This window comes from Pararhodospirillum oryzae, from assembly GCF_007992075.1.
Taxonomy (GTDB): Bacteria; Pseudomonadota; Alphaproteobacteria; order Rhodospirillales; family Rhodospirillaceae; genus Pararhodospirillum; species Pararhodospirillum oryzae.
This window is the reverse complement of the sequence record NZ_BJZO01000048.1, coordinates 1-24586: the sequence shown is the minus strand read 5'-3', so window position 1 is coordinate 24586 and position 24586 is coordinate 1. Positions and strand designations below refer to the sequence as shown.

25 protein-coding genes are annotated in these 24586 nt (G+C 67.2%); 11 read left to right on the top strand and 14 right to left on the bottom strand.

Going from position 1 to position 24586, the window contains the following annotated elements:
- The first annotated feature begins 198 nt into the window (after positions 1 to 198).
- The 4 genes from flgF to flgH are packed head-to-tail and all read left to right on the top strand — an operon-like array spanning position 199 to position 3691.
- Positions 199 to 939 (top strand): flagellar basal-body rod protein FlgF, encoded by a 741-nt coding sequence (gene flgF / locus ROR02_RS09665; protein WP_147163818.1) that lies wholly within the window; start codon positions 199 to 201, stop codon positions 937 to 939.
- A gap of 37 nt (positions 940 to 976) precedes the next feature.
- Positions 977 to 1762: a flagellar basal-body rod protein FlgG gene (gene flgG, locus ROR02_RS09660; protein ID WP_147163817.1), complete on the top strand. Its 786-nt coding sequence runs from the start codon at positions 977 to 979 to the stop codon at positions 1760 to 1762.
- 37 nt (positions 1763 to 1799) lie between these two features.
- Positions 1800 to 2909 (top strand): flagellar basal body P-ring formation chaperone FlgA, encoded by a 1110-nt coding sequence (gene flgA, locus ROR02_RS09655; protein ID WP_147163816.1) that lies wholly within the window; start codon positions 1800 to 1802, stop codon positions 2907 to 2909.
- A gap of 14 nt (positions 2910 to 2923) precedes the next feature.
- Positions 2924 to 3691, top strand: coding sequence for a flagellar basal body L-ring protein FlgH (gene flgH / locus ROR02_RS09650; RefSeq protein WP_147163815.1), 768 nt, complete (start codon positions 2924 to 2926; stop codon positions 3689 to 3691).
- A 127-nt stretch (positions 3692 to 3818) separates the two neighbouring features.
- On the opposite strand, the gene dksA is transcribed toward flgH, so the two are convergent.
- Entirely contained in the window at positions 3819 to 4235 is a 417-nt protein-coding gene (gene dksA / locus ROR02_RS09645) for an RNA polymerase-binding protein DksA (protein WP_147163814.1), read from the bottom strand.
- Positions 4236 to 4425: 190 nt separating this feature from the next.
- Complete coding sequence (locus ROR02_RS16630) at positions 4426 to 4875, bottom strand: flagellar assembly protein FliX (RefSeq protein ID WP_170245058.1); 450 nt, start codon at positions 4873 to 4875, stop codon at positions 4426 to 4428.
- A 346-nt stretch (positions 4876 to 5221) separates the two neighbouring features.
- Here ROR02_RS16630 and ROR02_RS09635 point away from each other — a divergent pair, with 346 nt between their 5' ends.
- The 5 genes from ROR02_RS09635 to ROR02_RS09615 all read left to right on the top strand — a co-directional run bounded on the left by ROR02_RS09635 (position 5222) and on the right by ROR02_RS09615 (position 11513).
- Complete coding sequence (locus ROR02_RS09635) at positions 5222 to 6334, top strand: flagellar basal body P-ring protein FlgI (RefSeq protein WP_147163830.1); 1113 nt, start codon at positions 5222 to 5224, stop codon at positions 6332 to 6334.
- A complete protein-coding gene (locus tag ROR02_RS09630) occupies positions 6334 to 6720 on the top strand; it encodes a rod-binding protein (protein ID WP_246135485.1) in 387 nt (128 codons plus the stop codon). Before ROR02_RS09635 ends, ROR02_RS09630 begins: the two co-directional genes overlap by 1 nt.
- Positions 6721 to 6723: 3 nt before the next feature.
- Entirely contained in the window at positions 6724 to 7704 is a 981-nt protein-coding gene (locus ROR02_RS09625) for a flagellar protein FlgN (RefSeq protein ID WP_246135484.1), read from the top strand.
- 138 nt (positions 7705 to 7842) lie between these two features.
- Positions 7843 to 10002 (top strand): flagellar hook-associated protein FlgK, encoded by a 2160-nt coding sequence (gene flgK, locus ROR02_RS09620; RefSeq protein ID WP_147163812.1) that lies wholly within the window; start codon positions 7843 to 7845, stop codon positions 10000 to 10002.
- A gap of 14 nt (positions 10003 to 10016) precedes the next feature.
- The gene (locus ROR02_RS09615; protein ID WP_147163811.1) at positions 10017 to 11513 is read left to right on the top strand and encodes a flagellin; all 1497 of its coding nucleotides are present in this window, start codon (positions 10017 to 10019) and stop codon (positions 11511 to 11513) included.
- 99 nt (positions 11514 to 11612) lie between these two features.
- Here the strand turns inward: ROR02_RS09615 and ROR02_RS09610 are convergent, their stop codons facing one another.
- The 5 genes from ROR02_RS09610 to ROR02_RS09590 all read right to left on the bottom strand — a co-directional run bounded on the left by ROR02_RS09610 (position 11613) and on the right by ROR02_RS09590 (position 17022).
- Positions 11613 to 12806: a UbiH/UbiF/VisC/COQ6 family ubiquinone biosynthesis hydroxylase gene (locus tag ROR02_RS09610; RefSeq protein ID WP_147163810.1), complete on the bottom strand. Its 1194-nt coding sequence runs from the start codon at positions 12804 to 12806 to the stop codon at positions 11613 to 11615.
- Between the two features lie 52 nt (positions 12807 to 12858).
- Complete coding sequence (locus tag ROR02_RS09605) at positions 12859 to 13092, bottom strand: Trm112 family protein (RefSeq protein WP_147163809.1); 234 nt, start codon at positions 13090 to 13092, stop codon at positions 12859 to 12861.
- A 109-nt stretch (positions 13093 to 13201) separates the two neighbouring features.
- Positions 13202 to 13858, bottom strand: a complete 657-nt coding sequence (locus ROR02_RS09600) for an LON peptidase substrate-binding domain-containing protein (RefSeq protein ID WP_147163808.1) — start codon at positions 13856 to 13858, stop codon at positions 13202 to 13204.
- Between the two features lie 103 nt (positions 13859 to 13961).
- Positions 13962 to 14891: a thioredoxin gene (gene trxA / locus ROR02_RS09595; RefSeq protein ID WP_147163807.1), complete on the bottom strand. Its 930-nt coding sequence runs from the start codon at positions 14889 to 14891 to the stop codon at positions 13962 to 13964.
- Positions 14892 to 15063: 172 nt separating this feature from the next.
- Positions 15064 to 17022 (bottom strand): HD family phosphohydrolase, encoded by a 1959-nt coding sequence (locus ROR02_RS09590; RefSeq protein ID WP_246135483.1) that lies wholly within the window; start codon positions 17020 to 17022, stop codon positions 15064 to 15066.
- A gap of 275 nt (positions 17023 to 17297) precedes the next feature.
- Between ROR02_RS09590 and ROR02_RS09585 the strand changes: the two genes are divergently transcribed.
- Together ROR02_RS09585 and ROR02_RS09580 are read left to right on the top strand one after the other, a co-directional pair.
- Positions 17298 to 18821: a UbiD family decarboxylase gene (locus tag ROR02_RS09585; RefSeq protein WP_147163806.1), complete on the top strand. Its 1524-nt coding sequence runs from the start codon at positions 17298 to 17300 to the stop codon at positions 18819 to 18821.
- A 158-nt stretch (positions 18822 to 18979) separates the two neighbouring features.
- Complete coding sequence (locus ROR02_RS09580; RefSeq protein ID WP_147163805.1) at positions 18980 to 19609, top strand: LysE family translocator; 630 nt, start codon at positions 18980 to 18982, stop codon at positions 19607 to 19609.
- Between the two features lie 82 nt (positions 19610 to 19691).
- Here the strand turns inward: ROR02_RS09580 and ROR02_RS09575 are convergent, their stop codons facing one another.
- The 7 genes from ROR02_RS09575 to ROR02_RS09545 form a co-directional block, all read right to left on the bottom strand.
- Complete coding sequence (locus ROR02_RS09575; protein WP_147163804.1) at positions 19692 to 20570, bottom strand: SIR2 family NAD-dependent protein deacylase; 879 nt, start codon at positions 20568 to 20570, stop codon at positions 19692 to 19694.
- 2 nt (positions 20571 to 20572) lie between these two features.
- Positions 20573 to 20788 (bottom strand): putative nitrogen fixation protein NifT, encoded by a 216-nt coding sequence (gene nifT, locus ROR02_RS09570; protein ID WP_147163803.1) that lies wholly within the window; start codon positions 20786 to 20788, stop codon positions 20573 to 20575.
- On the bottom strand, positions 20785 to 21075 hold the full coding sequence (locus ROR02_RS09565) for a nitrogen fixation protein NifZ (RefSeq protein ID WP_147163802.1): 291 nt from the start codon (positions 21073 to 21075) through the stop codon (positions 20785 to 20787). The genes nifT and ROR02_RS09565 overlap by 4 nt, the downstream gene beginning before the upstream one ends.
- Positions 21076 to 21080: 5 nt before the next feature.
- On the bottom strand, positions 21081 to 21980 hold the full coding sequence (locus ROR02_RS09560; protein ID WP_147163801.1) for a 4Fe4S-binding leucine-rich repeat protein: 900 nt from the start codon (positions 21978 to 21980) through the stop codon (positions 21081 to 21083).
- A 94-nt stretch (positions 21981 to 22074) separates the two neighbouring features.
- The gene (locus ROR02_RS09555; protein ID WP_147163800.1) at positions 22075 to 22260 is read right to left on the bottom strand and encodes a 4Fe-4S dicluster domain-containing protein; all 186 of its coding nucleotides are present in this window, start codon (positions 22258 to 22260) and stop codon (positions 22075 to 22077) included.
- Positions 22261 to 22339: 79 nt separating this feature from the next.
- A complete protein-coding gene (gene nifB, locus ROR02_RS09550; protein ID WP_147163799.1) occupies positions 22340 to 23887 on the bottom strand; it encodes a nitrogenase cofactor biosynthesis protein NifB in 1548 nt (515 codons plus the stop codon).
- Between the two features lie 166 nt (positions 23888 to 24053).
- Positions 24054 to 24521, bottom strand: coding sequence for a LysM peptidoglycan-binding domain-containing protein (locus ROR02_RS09545; protein WP_147163798.1), 468 nt, complete (start codon positions 24519 to 24521; stop codon positions 24054 to 24056).
- Positions 24522 to 24586: the final 65 nt, after the last annotated feature.

Here is a 24586-nt window from a genome sequence, read left to right as displayed (position 1 = left end):
CATGAAACACCTTGCGTCATACTGGCGTCCGCGCTAGCCGTGGTCGGACTCTTTTGCCGGGCAGACCTCGACCGGCGCCGGGCCGCCACGGCGATCAATGCCTTGGAAAACAAGGAAACGGAGCTGTGGCACGCCACGTGCTTGGTTTTTGGTGACGTGCGTTTGGCCCTTGGGCCGGCAGAGCATGGATGGAACCCGATGGAAAACACATCGTACATCGCCTTGTCCCGCCAGATGGCCCTGTGGCGCAAGATGGACATGGTGGCCAATAACCTGGCCAACATGAACACTGGTGGGTACAAGGGGGAAAACGCCCTGTTTTCCGAGTACCTTGTCCCGACCCGGGACACCGAAACCCGGTTGCCGGACAAGCTGGCCTATACCCAGGACTTCGGGTCCTACCGTGATCTGTCCCCGGGTCCCGTCGCGCAGACCGGGAACGCGCTTGATTTCGCGATCGAGGGCGATGGATACTTTGAAATCGATGATCCGGCGGGTCCGATGTACACCCGCGATGGTCGCTTTACCTTGAACGCCGATGGCATGATCGTCACCGATCTGGGCCAGGCGCTGATGGACACCAACGGCCGCCCCCTGGTGGTGGCGCCGACCGAAACCCAGATCTCGGTGACGGCGGACGGCACCGTTTCCACCGAGAACGGGACGATCGGCAAGATTCGCCTGATGACCTTCGACGACCCCCAGGCCATGCAGCGGGTCAGTGGGGGACTGTACGACAGCGGCGGCCAGACCGCCCGCGCGGTCGAGACCCCTCAGATTCGCCAGGGCATGGTGGAAGGCTCGAACGTCAACCCCATGCTTGAAATGACCACGATGATCGACGTCCAGCGTGCCTACGAAGCGACCACGCGAATCCTGGAACAAGAGAACGAACGCCAGCAGCGGGCGTATGACGTGCTCTCCGGGGCGAAGACCTGAACGGCCGGCGGCCTTGCGCAAGAAGGAATAGAAAGCCATGCGATCCTTGAACATCGGCGCGACCGGCATGCTGGCGCAGCAGACCAACGTCGAGGTCATTTCCAACAACATCGCCAACATGAACACCACGGCGTACACTCGACGCCGGGCCGAGTTCCACGACCTTCTGTACCAAAACATGCGCCGGGCGGGCTCGCCCTCGTCGGACACCGGCACCATCGTGCCCACCGGCGTGCAGCTGGGCCTGGGCGTCAAAACCGCCGCCGTCTATCGCATCACCGAGCAAGGCAGCCTGACCAGCACCGACAACTCGCTGGATCTGGCCTTGCAGGGCCAGGGATATTTCCAGATCGACCTGCCCACCGGGGAAACCGCCTATACCCGTGATGGCTCGTTCCAGCTCTCGCCCGACGGCGAGGTGGTGACCCACGACGGCTACCGGGTGCAAGGGCTGTCGGCGATTCCCGCGAACGCGGTTGAAATCGCGGTCAACCCCACGGGCGAGGTGAATTACAAGCTCGACGGCCAGACCACCATGGCCTCGGCCGGTCAGATCACCACCGCCATCTTCGCCAACGAGGCCGGTCTCAACGCCATCGGCGACAACCTTTTCCTGGAAACACCGGCTTCCGGCAACCCGACCACCGGCACGCCGGGCTCGGCCGGTTTCGGTACCGTCTTGCAAGGTTTTCTTGAAACGTCCAATGTAAACGTGGTGTCGGAAATCACGGACCTGATCAGCGCGCAGCGTGCCTACGAGATGAACTCGAAGGTCATCACCACCTCTGATGAAATGATGTCGACCCTGACGCGCATGAAGTAGGTCCTGCTCGCAGTTTTGCCTGGAGGAGGCCGCCGCCATGTCCCGTTTCGTGTCCCGTGTCTGGAGCCGGCGGTGCCTTGGCGCCGTGCTGGTGGCCGCGACGGCGGGGCTGGGAGGTCCTTTGGGCCGGGCGGCCGAGGCGCCTGCGAATCTGGTTCCCCCCCAGCCCACCTTGATGGCGCCGCCCCGGGCGGATACGCCGGTCGGGATGCGAAACGGGCCGGCCGAGTCGCTTGCGCTGGCCCCGGGCGAGATCGAGTTGCGCCGCGCGATCGAGGTGAACGGGCCGTTCGTCACCCTGGGGGATTTGTTCGAGGGCGTGGGACCGCTGGCCGGGGTGGCCGTGGCCCGGGCCCCGCGCCCCGGACGTTCGGCCACCCTCGACACCGAGTGGCTGGAACAAGCCGCCCAGGCCAACGGGCTTGCATGGGCACCGCGGGGCCCCTTCGACCAGACGGTGGTGACCCGGCCCGGAGTGACCGTGCCCCTGGAGGCGATCGAGGCCACCTTGCGCCCGGTCATGGCCAACCTGGGGGCCCCGGACAGCATGACCATGGAAATCACCACGGCGCGGTCGTCGTTGAGCGTGCCACCGGGGGAGCCCTATACCATCCGCGTCACCGAGGAGACCTTTGATCCCGTGACGCGGCGTTTCTCGGCGGTGCTGGAGGCGCCGGCCGGGGCGCCCGACGCCCAGCGGGTGACGGTGGCGGGGCGGTTCAACGAAACGCGCGAGGTGCCGGTGCTGCTGCGCCGCCTGGGGCGCGAGGAAACCATCCGGGCCGAGGATCTCACCACGATGCGGGTGCGCGCCGATACCCTGCCGCCCGACGTGATCACGGACGCGGCCGATCTGGTGGGAATGGAAACGCGCTCGGTGGCCCGCGACGGTCAGCCGTTGCGCCGGGCCGACGTGGTGCGGCCGGTGTTATTGCGGAAGGATACCCTGGTGACCATGGAATTGCGCATGCCGGGCATGATTTTGAGCGCGCGCGGGCGAGCCCTGGAGGCCGGGGGCATGGGGGACATGGTGCGGGTTGCCAACCTGACCTCCCGTCAGGTGGTGATGGCCGAGGTGGTGGGACCCAACCGGGTGGTGGTGGCGCCGCCCCCGGTCGCGGTCCGGCCGCAGACCGCCAGTCGCTGAAAGGACGCCAAGCGATGACTTCTCCCTCTTTCTGGCGGATGGGTGGGCGGTTGTTGGGGGTTGCCCTGGCCGTGAGCGCCCTGGCCGGGTGCAACACCATCAAGCGCTTGTCGGAAATCGGCGATGCGCCGCGCATGACCCAGGTGGAAAACCCCACCCTTCGCGCCGATTACAAGCCCGTCAGCATGCCCATGCCGGCCCCGGTGGTGGCGCAGCCCAGCCCCAACAGCTTGTGGAAGCCGGGCGCGCGGGCGTTCTTCAAGGACCAGCGCGCCGGCGAGGTGGGCGACATCCTGACCGTGATCGTGGATATCGCCGACGAGCAGGCCACCCTTTCCAGCGACCTGGGGCGCAAGCGCTCCAACTCGGAAAGCGCCGACCTGACCTCGTTCCTGGGCTACGAGGGCAAGCTGTCCAAGATTTTTCCCAACGAGATCGACCCCGCCAACCTGACCTCGTTCGGGTCCAGCGGTGACCATTCCGGCTCGGGGGCGATTTCCCGATCCGAAACCGTGCGCATGCGCCTCGCGGCGGTCATCATCCAGGTGTTGCCGAATGGCAATCTGGTGCTGTCGGGCAAGCAGGAAGTCCGGGTCAATGGGGAATTGCGCGAGCTGAACGTGACCGGGGTGATCCGGCCCGAGGATATTCGCTCGGATAACACGATCTATTGGCACCAGATCGCGGAAGCGCGGATTTCCTATGGCGGTCGGGGCACGGTGTCCGACATGACCGAACCGCGCTACGGGCAGCAGGTCTACGACGTGCTGTTCCCGTTCTGACCGGTCCCCGGGCTCCGGGGGATCAGGAAAACGCCCGCCCTGGCACGGCGGGCGTTGTTTTTTGTCGGGGGACGCGTTTTCTCGGGGAGGGCGCGGGGCGGGGCTGGCGGCGCCCGTCCTGGCGGTGTCAGTCCTGGCGATGGGTGCGTTCGCGCCGCTCGTGGCGTTCCTGGGCTTCCAGGGACAACACCGCGATCGGGCGGGCCTCCAGGCGGCGCAGGCCGATGGGTTCGCCGGTTTCCAGGCAGTAGCCGTAGGAACCATCCTCCAGCCGGCCCAGGGCCGCGTCGATCTTGGCGATCAGCTTGCGGGCGCGGTCACGGGTGCGCAGCTCCAGGGCCCGGTTGGTTTCCGTGGTGGCGCGATCGGCGATGTCGGGTTCCTGGATGCCGCCGTCTTGCAGGCTTTCCAAGGTTTCCTCGGCCTCGCGCAGCAGGTCGCTTTTCCACTCCAGGAGCTTGGCGCGGAAATAGGCCCGCTGCCGATCATTCATGAACGGCTCGTCGTCGGTCGGATGATAGTCCGGCGGAAGGGAAACGGCCATCCCATGCACCCCAGGCTGTGAACGTCACCAAGATACCCGACGCGACCGGCTTGGCGGTCGGACGCGGGCGGAATATAGGGGCAGACGGGCAGGGCCGCAAGGCTCTTCGCGGTGGCAATTTCTCGCATTTCCAAGCCTTTACGGGAAAGCGCGCAAAAGAAGGCCGGTTTTTGGCGGTCTGGTTGGGCTCTCAGGGCCGGTCGAGCTTGGCGCGTTCCACTTCCGCGCGCAACTCGATGGCGTCCAGAAGGCTGGAAAGACGCGGGTCGGGGGGGGCTTCCTCCAGGGCGGCGCGCGCGCGCAGCGACTGGGCCAGATCGTCGAGGACGGCGACGGGAATCGCGCCGTCAAGCATCGCCAGGCGCAGCCGGTCAAGGTCGTCGAGGACCTGGGTCCCCCAGGCGGTGCCCTGACGGCGGGCCTCGCGTTCGGAGGGCGCGGGGCTGGCGTCGACCTCCTGCAAGGCCAGCAGGCCTTCCACGCCGCTCAGGGGCGCGGTTCCCTCGACGGGAGTCGAGTCGGCATCCAGGCCCAGGACACTACGCAGGGCACGGTCGAAGGCGCCACGCTCGCTCTTGCCGGCCCGGTCGGTTTTGCGCGGCGCCGGTTTGTCGCCGGGCCGGATGCCTCCGATTCGCATGCGCCCTCTCCTTCGCGCGGGATGGCCCAGGGATCGGGCCCACTGTAGCCGTGCCCGTCCCCCCCGAAAAGGGAGAATCCCTTGCCGGTCGCCCCGGCAGAATCTGCCGCTTCGGGAAGGCAGGGGGCCGGGAGGGAAGCGCGCACCCCTTGCCGTTGTCTCGGGTTTTACGCTGGCATGGAGTTCGCATATAAATAAAGGCACCGGCATGTCCGGCGCTCCCCCCGACGCACAAGCGCGTCCCGTCGGGGTGGGGTCTGCCCCACGAGGCGCGAGGCAACGGAGATCGGTCATGGGAGTCCTGGGCACGTTCTTTCACCAGTTGTCCCGGGCTGGCGTTCGCCAGATGGCCCGGGCTGGTCGGATGGCCGTGGGGCTGGCGTTCCTCCTGGTGCTGGCGGGAACGGCCGAGGCGGCCTCGCGGATCAAGGACATCGCCGACTTCGAGGGCGTGCGTGAAAACATCCTCATCGGCTATGGCCTGGTGGTGGGGCTCAAGGGGACCGGCGACGACTTGGGCAATGTGTCGTTCACCAAGGAATCCCTGATCGGCATGCTGGAGCGCATGGGGGTCAACACCCGCGAGGGCAAGCTGGATCCCAAGAACGTCGCCGCCGTCATGGTGACGGGCACCTTGCCGCCGTTCGGGCGCCAGGGCTCGCGCATCGACGTGACCGTGAGCGCCCTGGGCGACGCCGATAGTCTGCTGGGGGGCTCCTTGCTGGTCACGCCCCTGATCGGCGCCGATGGCGAAGTCTACGCCGTGGCCCAGGGGCAGGTGCAGGTGGGGGGCTTCTCGGCCAAGGGCCAGGCGACCACCGTGGAAAAAGGCGTGGTCACCGCCGGGCGCATTCCCAATGGCGCCGTGGTCGAGCAGGAAGTGCCTTTTGACCTGTCCAGCATGGAAAGCATCAAGATCGCGCTGCGCAATCCGGATTTCACCACGGCCCGGCGCATCACCCAGGCCATCAACGCCTACCTGGGCACGGAAATGGCCCGGCCCCTGGATCCGGGAACGGTGATGGTGCGGGTCGGCGGGCGCTATGACGGCAACGTGGTCGGCCTGCTGACCGACATCGAGCAGTTGATGGTCCAGCCCGACATGATGGCGCGGGTGGTCATCGACGAGTCGACCGGGACCATCGTGATCGGCGAGAACGTGCGCATCAATACCGTGGCCATCGCCCAGGGCGGGCTCACGGTGCGCATCACCGAGACGCCCCAGGTCTCGCAGCCGGCGCCGTTCAGCACCACGGGGGCCACCACCGTGGTCCCGCGCACCGACATCCAGGTGGACGAGGGCAAGGATAAACGTCTGGCGGTGGTGGATTCGGGGGTGAACCTGCAAGACCTGGTCAACAGTCTGAACGCGCTGGGCGTGGGGCCGCGCGACATGATTTCCATTTTGCAGGCGATCAAGGCGGCGGGCGCCTTGCAGGCCGAGATCGAGGTGTTGTGATGAGCGACGCGGTGACCGGCAGCGCCATGGCCGCGCTGGAACAATCCATTGCCCGCCGGCTGAACGCCCAGGGCGCCAGCGCGCGAACCCCGGTTGCCCCCGGGGTCGACGCGACGGGCGCCAGCGCGGACGAGAGCGAGGGCCAGACTCCGGCCGAGGCCAAGGCGATGAAATCCGCCAAGGATTTCGAGTCGTTCTTTATTGCCCAGATGCTGCAGCCGATGTTCGAGGGCCTGAGCACCGAAGCGCCGTTTGGCGGCGGCCACGCCGAAGAGGTGTGGCGTTCGCTGATGGTGGATGAATACGGCAAGATGATCTCGCGCGCGGGTGGGATCGGCGTCACCGATCAGGTGATGGCCTTCATGCTGAAAAACCAGGAGGGCTAGGCCATGCGCACGCCCGAGCCCGGTGCCCGTCGTTCCTCGCCCTTCGCGCGGCGTCCCGGTGCCAGCACCGGAGCCCCGGCGCCGGCCGGGGCCACGCCGGAGTCGGGGACCTTGGTCCCGCCGGGGACCTCGGTCCCGCCGGACGCTTCGGCTGCTCCGGTCGTGCCGGCCGCCCCGACTCCGGCGCCGCCGGCTTCCCCGCCCGCGTCCTCCTCCCCGGCGGAAGGGGGGGGCAGCGCCGCGCCCGCCGCCGGCCTGCGTCGTTCGGCCTTCGCGACCCGTCGGACTCCGGAGGCAGGGGCAACGACGCCGGCCGCTCCCAACGCGGGGCCCGGGGCGGGAGCCTCGACGGCCGCGTCTCCCACCGAGGCCGGGCAGGCGGACGGAACCACTCCCGCCCCAACCGCTTCGGGATCGAGGGTTCGCGGCTTGCATGAACGCCTGACCGAGTTCGGGACGGCGGCGCGCGCGGCCGTGTTGCCCCAGCGCCCGCGTCCCGTGCGCGAACCAACCCCGGTTCCGCCATTGCCCAAGGTGGCCCCGGGCAGCCTGCCGCCCAAGGTCGAAACCCTGCTGAGCGCGATTACCCAACTGGTCGAGATCCTGACCGCCGAGAACGACGCCTTGCGCCGCTACGATGTCGAGGCCGTGAAGGCTCTCACGCCGCGCAAGATCAAGAGCACCCGCTTTTACCAGGAACAGATGGTGGGCGTGCACGGCAACCCCCGGATGCTGCTGGATCTGTCGGAGGAACACCGCGCCGTGCTGCGCGAGGCGGGGGCGACCCTGGACGCCCTGGCCCAGGAAAATGGCCGGCGCTTGAAGGCGAACATCGAGGCGGGCAAGCGCCTGATGAAGGGCGTGGTCGAGGCAGTGCGCGAGCAGGAACGCGAGCGCGCCACCCGCTACGCTCCCGACGGCACCATGGACGGCGAGCCCATGGATGCCCAACGGAAATCGGTGACGTACAACAAAACGCTGTAGCTTTTGCGATTGGGTTTCCGGGGGCCGCGCGGGAGACGCCCCCCGGCGTCTGGTTAAGGCACGCGACGCCGCCGGCGTCTGGTTAAGAAATGACAAGCCCCGGCAAGGCCGGCTGCGTTTATCGGGAGGAGCCCGACCATGAGTTTGAACCTGACCCTCACGACCGCCGTCAGTGGCCTGCAAACAGCCCAGAAGGGGCTGAATGTGGTGTCCAACAACCTGATGAACGTCAACACGGTTGGCTACACCCGCAAGACCTTCTCTCCCGAAAGCGTGGTGCTGAACGGGGCCGGGGCGGGGGTGCAGACCGGGGGCATCATCCGGTCCGTGAACGAGTCCTTGAACCAGGAGGTGCGTTCGGAGTCGTCGCGGCTTTCTTATCTGAGCACGCAGCAGACCTATTACCAGCGCATGCAAGACCTGTTCGGCACCCCGGCGGCCAATACCTCGCTGAGCCACCGGATCACTGCCTTCGCCCAGCAGTTCGAGGCGCTGGCCCTGGAGCCCGATTCGTCCACCCAGCAGCTTTCGGTGGCGCGCACCGCCGAGAACCTGGCCGCCAAGTTCAACAGCCTGTCGCGCGAGCTTCAGGACATGCGCCTGAACGCCGAGCAGGACATTGCCCAGGCGGTGGACGACATCAACACCCACCTGCGCAACATCGACACGCTGAACAACGAAATCGCCCTCGGCACGGCCACGGGGACGGATGTCACCACCCAGAAGGACAAGCGCGATCAGGAACTGAAGTCGCTCAATGAACTGATCGAGGTGTCCAGCTTCGAGCGCAGCGGCGGCGGCCTGGTGATCTACACCAAGGCGGGCGTCAACCTGATGGACATCGAGCCGGTGACCGTGACGCACAGCGCGCTCAGCTCGATGACCGCGACCGAAAGCTACGCCGGCTCGGACGTGCTGGGGATCAAGGCCGGCGTCTTCGACGTGACGCCCGAACTGGCCGGCGGCAAGCTGGGCGCCCTGATCGAGATGCGCGACAACACCCTGGTCGATGCCCAGGCCCAGCTCGACGAGCTGGCGGTCAAGATGCGCGACACCTTGAACCAAGTGAACAACCGGGGCACCAGCTACCCCTCGGTGTCCAACACCTTTAACGGCACGACCAAGTTCATCGACCCCGCGGCGTCGACCATCACCCTGTCGGGCGGCGACACGGTGGTTGCCTTGTTCAATCCCGACGGCAGCGAGATGGCGAAGACCAACCTGTCCACCTTGATGGGCGGGGCAACGCAGACGGTCGGCAACACCATGACGGCGCTCAACAATTGGCTGAACACGGAATTTGGCACGGCGGCGGTGAATTATGTGACCCTCGACTCGCAGACCAACACCTATTCGATTGATCTCCAATCGAACACGGTGTCGCTGGCGTTTCGCGATCAGGCCTCAAGCACCGCAGGGGCCACCGCCCAGGACGTGAGCATCGGCTACAACGTCGACGGCCTCGGGGGCGTGGATCAGACGGTTTCCGGCTTTTCCAACTTCATGGGGTTCAACGACCTGTACGTGACCGACGGCAAGCAGTGGGTTTTCGATAGCGGGGTCAAGGCGGAAAACTGGCGGGCTAACGCCACCGGCACCCTGGTTTTTTCCGACGACACGGGCGCGAGCGGGACCTTGCCGGTGACCGCGAACATGACGCTGCAAGACATGGCCAAGGCCATTAATGCCGAGCCGACCTTGAGTGCTTTCGTGGAAGCGGAGGTGGTGCCGGAAGGCGATGGCTATCGCCTGCGGGTCAAGAACCGCGCCGGCAACGACATGGAGGTCTTCCAGCAAGGCGGCGCCGGGTCGTTGATGACCAACCTCGGGATGGGCGTTTCCAATGCCGGGGCCAGCGCGGCCCTGGAGGTGAACCCCAACGTGCTCAGCGACCCCACCCGCCTGTCGCGGGGCGCGGTGCTTTATAATCCCGACACCTCGGAATATTACCTCAGCGCGGGCGACAACACGACCGCCAACCAGATGGCGGCGGCGTTCCAGTCGAACGTGACCTTCACCAACGCGGGTGGCCTGACGGCGGGCCAGCGCACCTTGTCCGACTACGCGGCCTTGTCGCTGTCGCAAAACGCCAGCAACGCCTCGTCGGTGAAATCGGAGGCGTCGTATCAGGCCGATCTGGTCGACGCCCTGACCAGCAAGCAGGCCGAGGTCAGCGGCGTGAACATGGACGAGGAAATCTCGCAACTTTTGATCTGGGAGCAGATGTACAACGCGGCGGCCAAGGTGATTTCCGTGACGGCCGACATGCTTGACGTTCTCAACAGCATCATTCGCTAACGGAGGGCAGGACCATGGCCATCACCTCGGATCGCGTGGGCACGTTCGCCCAAAACAACTCCCTGACCAACCGCCTCATGGCTTCGCAAAAGCGGGTGGCGGATGCCAGCATTCAGTTCACCACCAAGATGCGCTCCCAGGATTACGCCGGGATTTCGTCCCAGTCGTTCCGCCTGGTCAGCATGGAAAACCAGGCCAACCGGCTTTCGGCGTTCAACACCTCCAACACCGTGGCCTATGCCCGGCTGCAAACCATGAGCACGTCGGTCGAGGCGGTGCAAAAGACCGTGAGCGATTTCCGCGACGCCCTGGGAGAACTGTCGGCCATCGACATGAGCCAACCCCTGACCGCCGAGGATCAAAGCAAGATCCAAGACGTGCAGAACCGTGCCTTCGAAGCCCTGAAAAGCATGGAATATTACCTGAATACCCAGGCCGATGGGCGCTATGTGTTCTCGGGCGGCAAGACAGACGTGGCCCCGATTTCCATCCCGTTTTCCACGCTGGAAGAGTTTCAGGCGGTCTACGACGGCACCACCGTGACCTACCCGCAGTCGCGCGCGTCCCATGTGGATAATACCCAGGTCGCGGCCAGCGGCGTGACCTTGGCGAACGGTCCGGCGCCGGCTCCCGCTACTATCACCGGTGCTGCCGGCACATTTAGCGCTCAGGCTTCCATTACCGGGTCGTGGACGGCGGCCAACCAGACACTTACCGGCGCTTCGGGACAGTTCTCTTCCGTCCAAGCGGGTACCCTGGTGCGTCTGGAAGACGGGTCCAGTAATCACTATTTCGCGACCGTGGACAGCGTGGCCACCGACGGCTCGTCGGTGACGTTCAAGGCCGACCCCGACCTGGGCACCGCCACCTACACCACCATGTCGTTCCCCAAGTTCGCGCCCGGCCAGATTACCCTGACCGGAGCGGGTGCCAACAACGGCACGTACACGGTGACCGATATCGCCGCCGATGGCTCGTCGATCACTCTGGGCTCACCCCTTCCCAGCCCAGGCGGCCCCACTATCGACGTCAACGTCGCCCCCAAGATCTACTACCAGGGCGACGACATGACCTATCAGCAGCGCCTGGACGACACCCGGACCATTACCATGGGGGTCAACGCCAAGGATCCGGCGTTTGAAAAGGCGATCCGCGCCATGGGCATGATCGCGCAGGGCGACCTGGACGTGGGCGACAAGTCCGGCCGGGTGGCCGAGGCCATGAACCTGTTGTCGGATGCCCTGGACCACTCGGATGCCGTCAACCCCGACGAAGGGCGCTCGGATATTGGCGACGTCGCGCAGTTGATCGGGCTGAACGCCAGCACGGTCAAAACCACGATGAACGAACAAAAGGAATATCAGTCGTTCCTTCTCACCCGCTCGTCGGACATTGAGGGCATCGATTCCACCGAGGCGGCGGCCATCTTGAACGCGGAATACAATGCCTTGGAAACCTCGTATGCCGCGTTCGCGCGCATCAGCCAGCTTTCGCTGACGAAGTACATCTAGGTTTCATGAACGGAGGTCTGGAGGCCCCGCCTCCAGACGGGGGCGTGGGGGCCCGTGGCCCCCACAAAAGGCGCCAGCCTTGAAAGGCCCCGGGCTCGGTCAAGGGCGCATCAGGCGCGGCAGCCGTCCCAGCGCCTGGGTCCCCCGGGCATGGGTCGTCAGCAGGTCCTTGAGGGGAGCCAGCCGGTTGACACTGGCAAGGCCCAGGCGGCGCGCGCGGGTCAGCACCGGATGAGTGTTCGAGAACAGGCGCACCAGTCCGTCGGTGAGGGCCAGCATCAAGGCCGTGTCGGGCCGGCGCCAGGCGCTGTAGGCCTCGGTCAGGGCCGGGGCCCCCGGATCCTGGCCCAGGCGGTGGGCATCGATCAGCAGTTCGGCCAGGGCGGCCACGTCGCGCAGGCCGAAATTGAAGCCCTGACCGGCCACCGGGTGCATGCCATGCCCCGCGTCGCCCACCAGGGCCAGGCGCGTGTCGGCCAGCCGGTGCGCGAGGTGGAGGGCCAGCGGGAAAGCCTGCGGCCGTCCCACGGGGGTGATGTCGCCCAGGAACTCGCCCACCCGCTGCGCCAGCTCGGCCTGGTACACGGCCGGATCGGCGGCCAGCAGGCCGGGGACCAGGGCCGCGCGCTCGCTCCATACGATCAGCGAGTGGTTTCCGGGCAGGGGCAAGGTGGCGAAGGGGCCGCCGGGCAGGAACAGTTCAACCGCCAGACCGTCGTGCGATTCCTCGTGCGCGATGGTCTGCACGATCGCGGTCTGGTCATAGGCGCGGGCGCGGGTGCCGATTCCGGCCAGGGCGCGCACCTGTGAACCGCGTCCGTCGGCGCCCACGACCAGGGCCGCGTCCACCCGCTCGCCATCGTCAAGGGTGGCGGTGACCCGGTAGGGGCCGCGCTCCAGGGTGCTCAGGCGGGCCGGGGCGCGCACGGTGGCGGCCGCGAGGGTGGCCAGGCGGTCGGCAAGGGCCACGCGCACCGAGCGGTTTTCCACCATGTGGCCCAGGGCGCCAATGCCCCCGAAATCGAGCACCAGCGGCGAGAAGGCGTCGCAGACCCGTATATCGGTGATGGCCTGGCTGGAGGGTTCCAACGCCGGCCACAGCCCGGCGCGATCAAGCAAAATCCGGCTGCCCTCGGCCAGGGCGGACCAGCGGCCATCCAGGGCGGGATCCAGGCGTTCGGGGGGCGGGCTGGCATCGATCACCACCACCCGCACCCCGTGGCTGGCCAACAGGCAGGCCAGGGTACCGCCGACCAGACCGCAGCCGACAATCAAGACATCGGTGGAGGGCATGGGGCGGCTCCTTGTGCAAGGACGGGGACGGGCGGACGGCGAGGAAGAAGGGTCAGGACGACGGCACCTCGGGGGCGTCGGCCGGCGCCAGGGCCGGGGCGGCATCCAGAACGCGGGCTTCGTCCACCAGCATGATGGGAATGCCGTCGCGAATGGGGAAGGCCAGGCCGCCGACGTCGTCGATCAGTTCCTGGGCGGCGGCGTCGTAGCGCAAGGGGTTCTGCGAGCCGGGGGCGACCAGCAGGTCAAGCAGCTTGGGATCGGTGGGGCGCTGGGACGCGGTCATCGGCGAATTCCTTGTGGTCGGCGGCCACCCGGAGGGCGGCGGCGGGGAAACGGGAAAAAAGGATCCCAGGGAGGGCGGGGCGCGCCCCCTCCTGAAACGAAGCGGTGCCCTATTGGGTCGAGCCTCCGGTTATTGGCGAGGCCGCGCCGATGCGCAACAGGCTGGTCAACAAATTGGCGCGATCGGTGTGGGTTTCCGCTTCCAGCAGGGCCTGCTTTTCGCGCGGCTCGAAGGGGCAGGCCATGGCCAGCGACGTCACCAGCGCCGCCTGCGGCACGTCGCGCAGGGCTTTCCAGTCGAACGACAGGCCATTGGCGTCGGCATAGGTGCGCAACACCGACAAAAAGGCGGTGGGGTCGGTGGCCAGAACCGCCGGAGGGGGATTGAGGTCGTCGGCGTAGGGGCCGTACTCGGCCTCGAACCGGCGATAGCCGTGCACCTCCTCGTGTTCGGCCCCCAGGCGCAGCCGGCACACGCCCACCAGGGTAATGCCCAGGCGGCCGTCCTCGGTTTCAATGAACGAGATGATGCGCCCCAGGCAGGCCACCGAGTACAGCGGCGCGGGGTCCGCGTCGGGCTGGCGGGGCTGGGCCATGGCCAGCAACCGCCCATGACCCAGGGCATCCAGGGTCATGGCCAGGTAGCGCGGCTCGAAGATGTTAAGTGGCAAATGACCGCCGGGCAGCAGCAGGGCCCCGCTCAGGGGGAAGACCGGCACGACCTTGGGCAGGTCGTCGAAACGGGGCTGGAAGAAGTGGGTGCTCATGGATCGACGACACTCCCGCCACCAGGGGGGACGGCCCGGGCAGGCCCCGGGCCGGGGGGGGACGGCCCGGGCAGGCCCCGGGCCGGGGACTGAAAGGAGCCGGTCAGGCAAACAGGATCGACGACAGGCGCCGGCGGCCTTGCACCGTGGCCGGATGGGTCGGCCCCAGGGCTTCCCAGAACTTCAGCAGCTGCTGGCGGGCGGCGGCGTCGTTCCAGGTGCGATCCCTGCGGATCGACTCCAGCAACTGCTCGCCCGCTCCCTCGGGATCGCCCGCCCCGAACAGGGCCAGGGCCAGGTCCAGGCGGGCCTGGTGATCGTCCGGGTTGGCGTCAACCTGGGCTTGCAGGCGCCTGACATCGGCGCTGGCTCCGGCGGTCTGGTCGGCCAGCTCCAAGGTGGCGCGCACGGCGGCGATGTCGGCGTGGTTGGCCAGGGCCGGAGGCAGCTCGGCCAGGGCCTCGCGCACCGCCTCGACATCGCCCAGGGCCATCTGGCAGCGCAAGATGCCAGCCATCGCGCCCCCGTGGGCGGGATCCAGGGTCAGGGCCTGCTGGAAAAGGTCAATGGCGTCGTCCACCGCGCCTTCGTCGAGGAAGGCCTGGGCCTGGGCCAGCAGGTCTTCCAGGGCGGCGCCGGTATCGCCAGCCAGGCGTTCGACAAAGGTCTTGATCTGACTTTCCGGCAGCGCCCCCATGAAGCCGTCCACGGGCTTGCCGTCCAGGAAGGCATAGACGGTGGGAATGGACTGGATGCGGAACTGGCCGGCCAGGGCCTGGTTCTCGTCCACATTGATCTTGACCATGCGCACCGCGCCATTCATGCGGGTGACCGCGCGTTCCAGGGCCGGGCCCAGGGTCTTGCACGGACCGCACCACGGCGCCCAGAAATCGACGATGACCGGGCCTTGCCGGCTGGCCTCGATCACGTCGGTGACAAACTGGGCGGTCGAGGACTCGATGACCAGCGGCGGCGCGAACCCTTGGGGCTTGGGCGGCTGGGCGGGGGCGTGCGCGTCGAAGATCGAAGGCATCAGGGGACGGTTCCTTGCTTGGAGAGCGCTCGACAAACACGGGCTGGGAAATCTGCGCCCCGGCCCGGTCCTTATGTGTCGCGTTCGCGGGCCGGACGCAAGGGGGAGTGCCTTTCCCTCTCAACGCTTTGCCCGGAAGCCGGGCCACGGGCGTGCCCGCGGGCGGCGGCGGTCAATGGGGGGCGCTCGCGGCCGGGGCTGGCGGACGCAGGTATTGCGAAATATCAACGTCGTCCATCTGGTCGGGACGCAAGTAAGCCTCGCCATACTCGCGGTACACACCTGAACTCAAGAACAGCTCGAACACCTCGCGGTCCACGTGACGGTCCTTGACCATGAACGACAGGATCTTGACCGATTCCGACAGGGTCTTGGCCTTCTTGTAGGGGCGATCGGCGGCGGTCAGGGCCTCGAAGATATCGGCCAGCGCCATGATGCGGGCCGAAACCGACAACTTTTCCCCGGGCAGGCGGCGCGGATACCCGGTTCCGTCCATCTTTTCGTGATGGCAGCCGGCGATCTCCGGCATGTGGCCCAACTGGCGCGGCAGCGGCAGGCTGGACAGCATGATGATGGTCTGCACGATGTGCTCGTTGATCTTGAAGCGCTCTTCCTCGGTCAGGGTGCCGCGCCGGATGGTCAGGTTGTACAGCTCGCCAAAATTGAAGGCGTGCTCGGGGATCGTCATGTCGAAGCCCCAGGTGTTGCGCGGATCGTCCTTTTCCACCGGCGGGCGGCGGTTTCCCCAGGGCACGACGTGGTCGGGGCGATCGGCCAGCAACGGCACCTCGATCGGGGGATCCTGGCGGGGGATGCCCTCCAGCCGTTCTTCCTCGCCTTGCGACAGGCCCAGGCGGTCGTCGAAATACCGGGTCCAGCGGGTGGCGCCGATGGCCTTCAGGCGCTCGATGTCGCCATCGGCCATGAACTCGCCGCCCACGTTGGCGCGCGCGACAAAGGCGAAATCGTCGCGCAGCCGGGCCTGGCGGGTTTCCTTGGCGGCGCTCAGGGCGGCCGCGTCGCCTCCGGCCATCTGGGCCTTCAGGCACTCGATCTCGGCGTCCCGCCACAGCACTTCGAAGCGGGTGCGGATTTCGTGAACGCGGTTGTAAATGGTTTCCAGCTTGGTCGCCTTGTCGACCACGTATTCCGGGCTGGTGATCTTGCCGCAGTCGTGCAGCCACCCCGCCAGATTGAACTCGTAGCGTTCGTCCTCGTTCATGGAAAAATGGGAGAACGGCCCGTCGGTGGCCGCCACCGCCTTGGCCGCCAGCATGTTGGCCAGCTGCGGCACCCGGTCGCAGTGGCCGCTGGTGTAGGGCGACTTGGCGTCGATCGCGCCGGCCAGCAGCTTGATCAAGCTGTCGAGCAAGCGGCGCTGGGCGGCGATCAGCACCTGGTTGTCCAGGGCCACGGCGGCCTGGCTGGCCAGGGCCTCGATGATCTGCTGAATGTCGGCGGTGAAGGGGATCACGTTGCCGGCGCCATCCTGGGCGTTGATCAGCTGCAACACCCCGATCACCTCGTCCTTGTGATTGCGCAGCGGGATGGTCAGGAAGGACTTGGAGCGGTAGCCGGTGGTCTGATCGAACTTCTTGGTGCCGGAGAAATCGTAGTCGTGGGCTTCGTAGGCGTCGGCGATGTTGATGGTGCGCGCGTCCAGGAGGGCCGCCGTGCATACGTTGTGATAATTGGGTGCCTCGTCGGGAAGGTAAATATTGAGCGGCGGAAACGGGATCGGCTTGCCCGTGGTGCCGCCCAGGGCGACGTTGAGACTGTCGTTGCGCATGATGACAAAGCGCAGTTGGCGCATGTCGTCGGTGCGCAGGTACAAGGTGCCGCCATCGGCGTTGGTCAGGGACTTGGCTTCCAGCAAGATCCGCTCGACCAGAACATCGTGGTCGCGTTCCGCCGACAGGGCAATGCCGGCCTCGATCAGGCGGCGCAGGTGATCGCGCGAGCGGCCGGCCGGCGACGGCGGCCGGCGGGGGGGGCGGGGGGTGTTCACGGTTTCCGGGGCGCCCAGGGCGGGGTGGCACTCCGTTTCATCCTCGTCGCCCCACAGGGGGCGGGCGACGGGAAACGCTCCTGCCCCCTGGATGACTTCGCGAAGCCTGTCCGCCGTCCTCATGAGCAACCCCACCGGTTCAGCATCTGTGTCGGGGCCGGGCGGGGGGCGGGAGACAAAACCAGCCCCCTTCACAATCCCCGGCATGGAGCCGGTCAGAATCCCCGGCGACAAGCCGTCATCGTCGCAGATCTTGCCAGTCGGGTCCAGGGGAGCAGGGCTTTCCTTGACGAAAGGGGCAAGGGGTCGCTTAAGTGCCCTCCGGCCCTCGCCGTTTTCGCCCTTCCCCTGCGCCCGGGAGTGTCCCGGGGCGTGTTCCGTTCCGCCCGGAGGCCCCAATGCCCTTCGACAGCCTGCGCGAGTTCCTGACGCTTCTGGAGGCCCGAGGCCTTCTGACGCGGGTCAGCGCGCCCGTCTCGCCGGTTCTGGAGATGACCGAGATCCAGACCCGTCTGCTGGCCGAGCAAGGGCCGGCGGTGTTGTTTGAAAACCCGATCCGCCCCGATGGCACGCCCTACGCCATGCCGGTTCTGGTCAACCTGTTCGGCACGGTCGAGCGGGTGGCGCTGGGCATGGACCGCGAGCCCGGCCAACTGCGCGAGGTGGGCGAAACCCTGGCCTTCCTGAAACAGCCCGAGCCGCCGGCCGCCCTGCGCGACGCCTGGGAGCTGATGCCCCTGGTGCGCTCGGTCATGGCGATGAAGCCGCGCACCATCAGCCGCCCGCCGTGCCAGGAAGTCATCTGGCGCGGCGACGAGATCGACCTGGGCCGCCTGCCCATTCAAACCTGCTGGCCGGGCGAGCCCGCGCCCCTGATCACCTGGCCCCTGGTGGTGACCCGGGGGCCCCAGGCCGAGGGCCCCGGCGCGAAGCGCGAGGATGCCTTCAACCTGGGCATTTACCGGATGCAGGTCACCGGGCGCGATACCACCTTGATGCGCTGGCTCAAGCACCGGGGCGGCGCCCAGCACTGGCAGCGCTGGAAGGCCGCGAAGAACGAGCCCTTCCCGGCCGCCGTGGTCATCGGCGCCGATCCCGGCACCATCCTGGCCGCCGTCACCCCGGTGCCCGACACCTTGTCGGAATACCAGTTCGCCGGGCTGCTGCGCGGGCGCAAGGTGGAGCTGGCCGACTGCGTGAGCGTGCCCCTGAAGGTGCCGGCCACCGCCGAGATCGTTCTGGAAGGCCACGTGATGCTTGATGAATACGGCGACGAAGGGCCGTATGGCGATCACACCGGCTATTACAATGCGGTCGAGTCGTTCCCGGTGTTCCGGGTTTCGGCCGTGACCATGCGGCGCAACCCCATTTACCTGTCCACCTTCACCGGGCGCCCGCCCGACGAGCCCAGCGTGCTGGCCGAGGCGCTCAACGAGGTGTTCATCCCGCTTTTGATCCAGCAATTCCCTGAAATCGTGGACTTCTGGCTGCCGCCCGAGGGGTGCAGCTATCGTATCGCCGTGGTCAGCATGCGCAAGGCGTATCCCGGCCATGCCAAACGGGTGATGATGGGCGTGTGGTCCTTCCTGCGCCAATTCATGTATACCAAGTTCGTCATCGTGGTGGATGACGACGTCAATGCCCGTGACTGGAAGGACGTCATGTGGGCGATTTCCACCCGCATGGATCCGGCACGCGACATTACCGTGGTGACGGGCACGCCGATCGACTATCTCGATTTCGCCAGCCCCGAAAGCAGTCTGGGCGGCAAGATCGGAATGGACGCAACCAACAAGCTTCCTCCCGAAACCCATCGGGAATGGGGCGAGGTGTTGCGGATGACGGATGATGTCGTTGACCAGGTGACTCGCCGGTGGTCCCAGTATGGCCTGCCTGGGTCCGGGACGCCGATCTGGAAGTAGCCTGACGCGCTTTTGGTCCGTTCGCGCCGGACCCAAGGCGCGCGTATGCGCCTGTATTGATCAGAACCCGGGGGCGGAGGATCGGTTGAGGTCCTCCGCCCCCGGTCTTGGCGCGCGATCCCCGTTTTGTCCTTATCCCCCCTCGCCTTGAGGCACCCATGTCCGCTTATGACCTGTTGTTGTTCCTGCCGGCGGCCATTCTGATGGCCATCCCGATGGGGCCCAGCAATTTCCTGTGTTTTTCCAATGCCCTGAATCACGGGGCGGTGCCAGCGGGCGTGGCGGGCCTGGGGCGCGTCGCGGGTTTTGGCCTGCTGATCGTGCTGGCCGCCTTTGGCCTGGGCGCGGTGCTGGCCAAGGGCGCGTGGCTGTTGATCGCCATCAAGTGGTTTGGCGTGGCTTATCTGGCGTGGCTGGGCTGGCGGCTGTGGCGCGCGCCCACGCCCGATCTGGAAGCCGCCCGCGCCGGGGGCGGCACGGCTCCGCGCGTGTCCACGTGGGTGTTGATGCGCCGCGAGTTCACCACGGCGATCGTGAACCCCAAGGCCATTTTGTACTTCACCGCCGCCTTCCCCCAGTTCATCGGTCACGCCGACGACTTCACCACCCGTTTTCTGATCCTGGGGCTGGAATATCTGTTCTTTGAGTATCTGGTGTTGTGGCTGTACGCGGCCCTGGGCTCGGGCCTTGGCCGTTCCGGCCTGCTGACCGGCCTTCGTTCGTGGATCAACCGGGTGACCGGCATCAGCTTCTTCGGCTTCGCCGGCTGGATGGCCTCGTCGGGCTGATCCGCCGGGAGGGCTTGCGGACCAGCAGCCCGGGACAGGGCGGGAGTCCGGTGGGCTCCCGCGTTCCCTGGCCCCGGGCCCCTCATGCCATCAGGGCGGCCAGGGCGTCCGGGGTGGGCAGGGGGAGCGGGGTGATCGACAGCTCCTCCAGGAAGCGCTCCTCGTTGCGGGTCAGCGCCGCGTCGATCACGGCCCAGTGCGGGCCGCCCGAGCGCTTGAGGATCTGGCGGGCGTAGGTGCGCGACAACTGGTCGTCGAAGCGACAGCCCAGGAACAGGAAACCCCGGCCCTGGCGCCGTTCCTGGACCACGGGCGGAATCGGGGTCTGGATGTCGATTTCCGTCAGGGCCTCGACGTAGTCGCTGTCGCTGATCAGCAGGTTGCCGGCGGGCCAGATCGAGCCATGCGGCTTGTAGAGCACCGTGGGCCAGGAAGCGGGCGCGCTGTCGGGGGCGGGCTGGCCGTCGGGGGCGTGGGCCGTGAAAAAGGCCTCGGCGCGCAGGGCCTGGCGGTTGATGCCCTGGACCTGCCCCCACGACGGGGTGCTTGTCGCGTCCTGGCCCCGGATTTCGCCAAACGCGCGCGCCAGGGCGTCGTCGTACCACGAATCAACCACCAGGGGCAGGCCGGGCAGCCCGGCCAGCCAGCGGTGAAACGGCGCGACCGGCACCGGCTCCTTGAACAGGTCGGCCAGCACCCGATCCAGGGTCAGGCGATGGCGCTTCGTTTCAATGAACTGGGCCGAGGACCACAGGTTCCCCCGGATCCGGCCCGGCACCGCGACCTTGGCGTTCAAGGCCAGGGCCAGGTCGGTGGGGGTGGTGGGCACCGGGCAGGGAAGGGGTCCGGCGTCAAGCACCCCCGGGCCCAGATAGGGAATCAGGGCGCCGGCCCGGAGCTTGTCGGCCAGTGTCCCAAGAAGGGCCCGGGGGTCCGAGGAAAGTCCGGGGTCGGCGTTCATGATCAATCGTCTCCGCTTGAAAGTTTGCGGGCCTCCACGGTGATCGGCATCGGCGTGTCCGGGGAGCCCTCGGGCATTTGGAACGTCCATCCGTTGGCCAGGCGGATCCAGCCTCCCCACAGGGTTTCGTGTTCCATGGCGACAATCTTTTCCTCAAGATCCTTCTTCGCCACGTAGGCTTCGTATCCGTCGGGGCGTTTGCGGATGGTGATTTTCATGCGGGCTCCTCCACCAGTTCAAGTTCCTTGCGGCGCATGCCAACAAGACGGCCACTGTCGATGAAATCGATTCCATAAATATAATATCTTTGCAGGAATGTCCCGATGGAGCGCACGTATCCGACTTCTCCCTTGCGGATCAACACTTCGCCAACCTCGGCCCCGGGAAAGGTGCCATCGTTCTTGATGTGCTTGCGGGCGCGCACCTTGGTGCCATAGTCGAATTCCGGGTCATCGCCCAGTTCGTATTCGTCGGTCCAGGTGGCGGCGGGGGCATCGGTGGACATGGCGGTCACTCCGGATGGAGGGGGGGAGGGGTCGGCGAAACGGGCAGGGACGAGGGACGCGGGCGCCCCTCAACCGGTGTCAGAAGGTGGGGAAACAAGGGCGCGCAAGACGCTGCCCTGGCGGCGGACAGCGGCATGGGGCCGCCCGGGATTTCCGGGGCCCGCGCTTGCACCATCTCGCGCACCACGTCGTCGGGATCGTGGGCCAGCAAGCTCAGGTGGGCGGCGTCGATGCGCTCGGCCACGGTGTGGCGCACCCGCACATCGGGATCGCGGGCCAGGGGAGCCAGTTGCTCGGGGTCCAGGCGGGCGGCGACGTCCAGGCGCACCTCGGGGCTTTCGTCCCAGATCATGGTCGGCAGCCAGTCGGCGCCGATGCGTCGGGCGACCACGCGGCGCACCTCGGGGTCGGGGTCGTGCAGCATCAGCACCAGCATGCTGGGATTGATGCGCCGGGCCACGGTGGCGCGCACCGACGGGTCGGGGTCCTCGACCAGCGGCACCAGGTCGCCATCTTGCAGGCGTCCGGCCACCCCGATGCGCACCCGGGGATCAGGGTCGTCGCGCAGGCGCAGAACCTGGGTCCGGGGCAGGCGCTGGGTCACCGCCCAGCGCACATCCGGATCGGGATCGCTGATCAGGGCCGGCAACCGGAATACCGTGGCGCGGCGCGCCGCCTGGACACGGACCACGAACCAGGGATGATCCAGGTAGTCGTCGGAGAGGTCGGGGTTGCGGGCGAAAAACGCCTGCACCAGGGCGGCGCGATGATCGGTGACACATGCCCGTCCTTCGTCGCAAAGACCCAGGGCGTGGCGGTCGCGGTGGGGGCAGCCCTCGCAGGAAAAGGGGGTGCCGTGCCAGTCGTGGCGGGCCTGTGGTTCGTCTGCGCCGGTGGACTCCATGCCCCTTCCCCTTTCGGGATGGTTTCGTGAAGATGCACCGGGACCGGTCGGTCTCCCCCAAGCGCCGACCGGTCCCGGGACCCTGCGTTCCGGGTTAGGCCGGAACGCAGGCGTCGGCGGGGCAAACGGCGGCGCACTTGGGCGCGTCACCGTCGCATTCAGTGCACATCGACGCCTTGACGACGTAGGTGCTGCCCTTCATGGAAATGGCGGCATTGGGACATTCGAACTCGCACGCCCCGCAAGAGGTGCACGCGTTGGGATCGATCTTCAGGGCCATCGGTCGGTTGCTCCTTGAATTCCAAAATCAGGTCCGGACCCGCGCCGGCTTCTCGTGGCCGGGCTGGATCCGGCCCGGGTCAGGCCAGGGCCTGTTGTGGGCCGCCGAGGGTCCCGGCGGTCATCGCCTCCACCCAGGCGCCATACCAGGCCCCGATGGCGGGTTCGATGTAGTCAAGGGCGGCTTCCTCGCTGACGATCAGGCCGGCGTTTTCCAGGCCACGGCGCGGACCCGCCCCAATCTTGGCGGTCAGCACGGCGTTGACGCCCTCCAGCGCGGCCAGGATGTCGGGCATGGCGCCCTCGCGGCTGACGCCTCCCAGGCAATAGCGGTCGGGCAGGCGGCGCAGGCCCACGAAGCGCACCCCCCGGCTGTCCACCTCGTAGATCTGGAACTCCGTCACCTTGCCGAAGTGGGCATTGATGCGCCCGCCGCCCCGGGTGGTGACAGCCACCAGCCGCGAGGGCAGGGCCGGGGTGGTCTGGGCCAGCTCGGTTTCGGTCTGCAAGGCGGCGGCGCGGCGATCTGCGCGCTCCTGCTCGACAAAGGCCCGGTATTCCACCCGGCGGGTGGGATCGACGGTCACGGTTTCGGGAATGCGGTCCATCGAAAACTCCTGGCCCCGGTCCTCGCCCAGCAGGCCGATGGCGTCGGCGCGGCACTGGCGGCAGTGCTTCATCAGGCCCGCGCCGCCGCCCAGGCGGTCTTGCAGGGCCTTGAGCTCGGCGGGCGTCGGCCCGCGCTGCCCCGACAGGCCAAAGGCGGTCCCGTGGGCCGGGTCGCTGATCAGGGGCATGATGTTGTGCAGGAAGCCGCCCTTCTCGCGGACCACGCGGTTGACCTCGGGCAGGTGCTCGTCGTTGATCCCCGGCACCATGACCGAGTTGATCTTGACCAGGATGCCCCGCGCCACCAGCCCTTCCAGGCCTTCCATCTGGCGTTCCAGCAGGATTTGCGCCGCGTCGCGACCGTGGTAGCGCTTGCCCCGGAAGGCGACCCAGGCGTATAGCCCGGCGCCCACGTCGGGGTCCACCGCGTTCAAGGTGATGGTCACGTGGTCGATGTTGAGGCGCGAGAGCGCGTCAAGGTGATCGGGCAGGGCCAGGCCGTTGGTGGACAGGCAGAACTTCAGGTCGGGCAAAACGGCGTTGACCCGCTCGAAGGTTTCAAAGGTCTTGCGCCAGTCGGCCAGCGAATCCCCGGGCCCGGCGATGCCCAGCACGGAAAGCTGGGGCACGGCGTTGGACACCGCGATCACCTTGCGCGCCGCTTCCTCGGGGGTCAGGCGCTCGGAAACAACGCCCGGGCGGCTTTCGTTGGCGCAGTCATATTTACGATTGCAGTAGTTGCACTGGATGTTGCAGGCCGGGGCCACGGCGACGTGCATGCGCGCAAAGAAATGGTGCGCCTCTTCCGAGTAGCAGGGGTGATCCTTGATCTTGTCCCACACATGGGCCGGCACGTCGGCGGGCCGGGCGCCCCCCCCGCAACTGGCCCCACAGCCCGAGGGAGCGGGACGGGTGGCGGGATCACACGCGTCGGCCTCGGCGCGGACCGGGTCGGCCGGGGTCGCGACCGGCGACAAACCGGTGATGCTGTGAAGGGCGATAACCTGCCGCGATCCCATGCCGTTTCTCCTTGACCCGGGGCGCCGTGTGGGGGGCGACGCCAACGCCAAGGAGTAATGCAAGGCCGGTGCCAACTTGTTAAGTCATTGAAGAAAAAGAAATGTTGCCGGAGATGTCGGTGTCGGGTGTCGGACAATTGTCGGGATGGTGACAAAGGCCCGCCCGTTACCGGGGGGCGGGCTTGGGAAGCCAGAAGAGTTGATAGGCCTGCAGCACCCGGGTTTCGTCCGCCCACGGGTTCAGGGCCTTGAGCACCGCCACCGTGGTGTTTTCGCGCGCGGCGAAGGCGGCCAGGGTTTCGCCCTGGCGCGACATGGCCCGTTCGACCGGCAGGTCGGCCGAGCCGCCCACCTCGCGCGGGACCATGGTTTCATCGACGGTGCGCTGCAAGGTGGCGAGGTCGGCCAGCGCCCGCTCGCGCCCCTGTTCGGCGTCTTCCAGGCGTCGGGCCAAGGAGGCGCCGTCTTCCTCGGCCAGGGCGAGGGCGGCGCGCAGGCGTTCGCCGTCGCGTGACAGGGTTGCGATCTGGTGGCGCTGCTGGGTGACGGTGCGGACGGTCCACGCCCCTCCCACCACCACCGTTGCCGTCAGCAAGGTTATCGCCAGAGCCATGAGGGCCGTGGTCATGCGCATCGGGGGATCATCCTTTCCCATGGCGGGGGGAATCCCCCGTCAGGAGGATCCTAGAGTAATCCGAG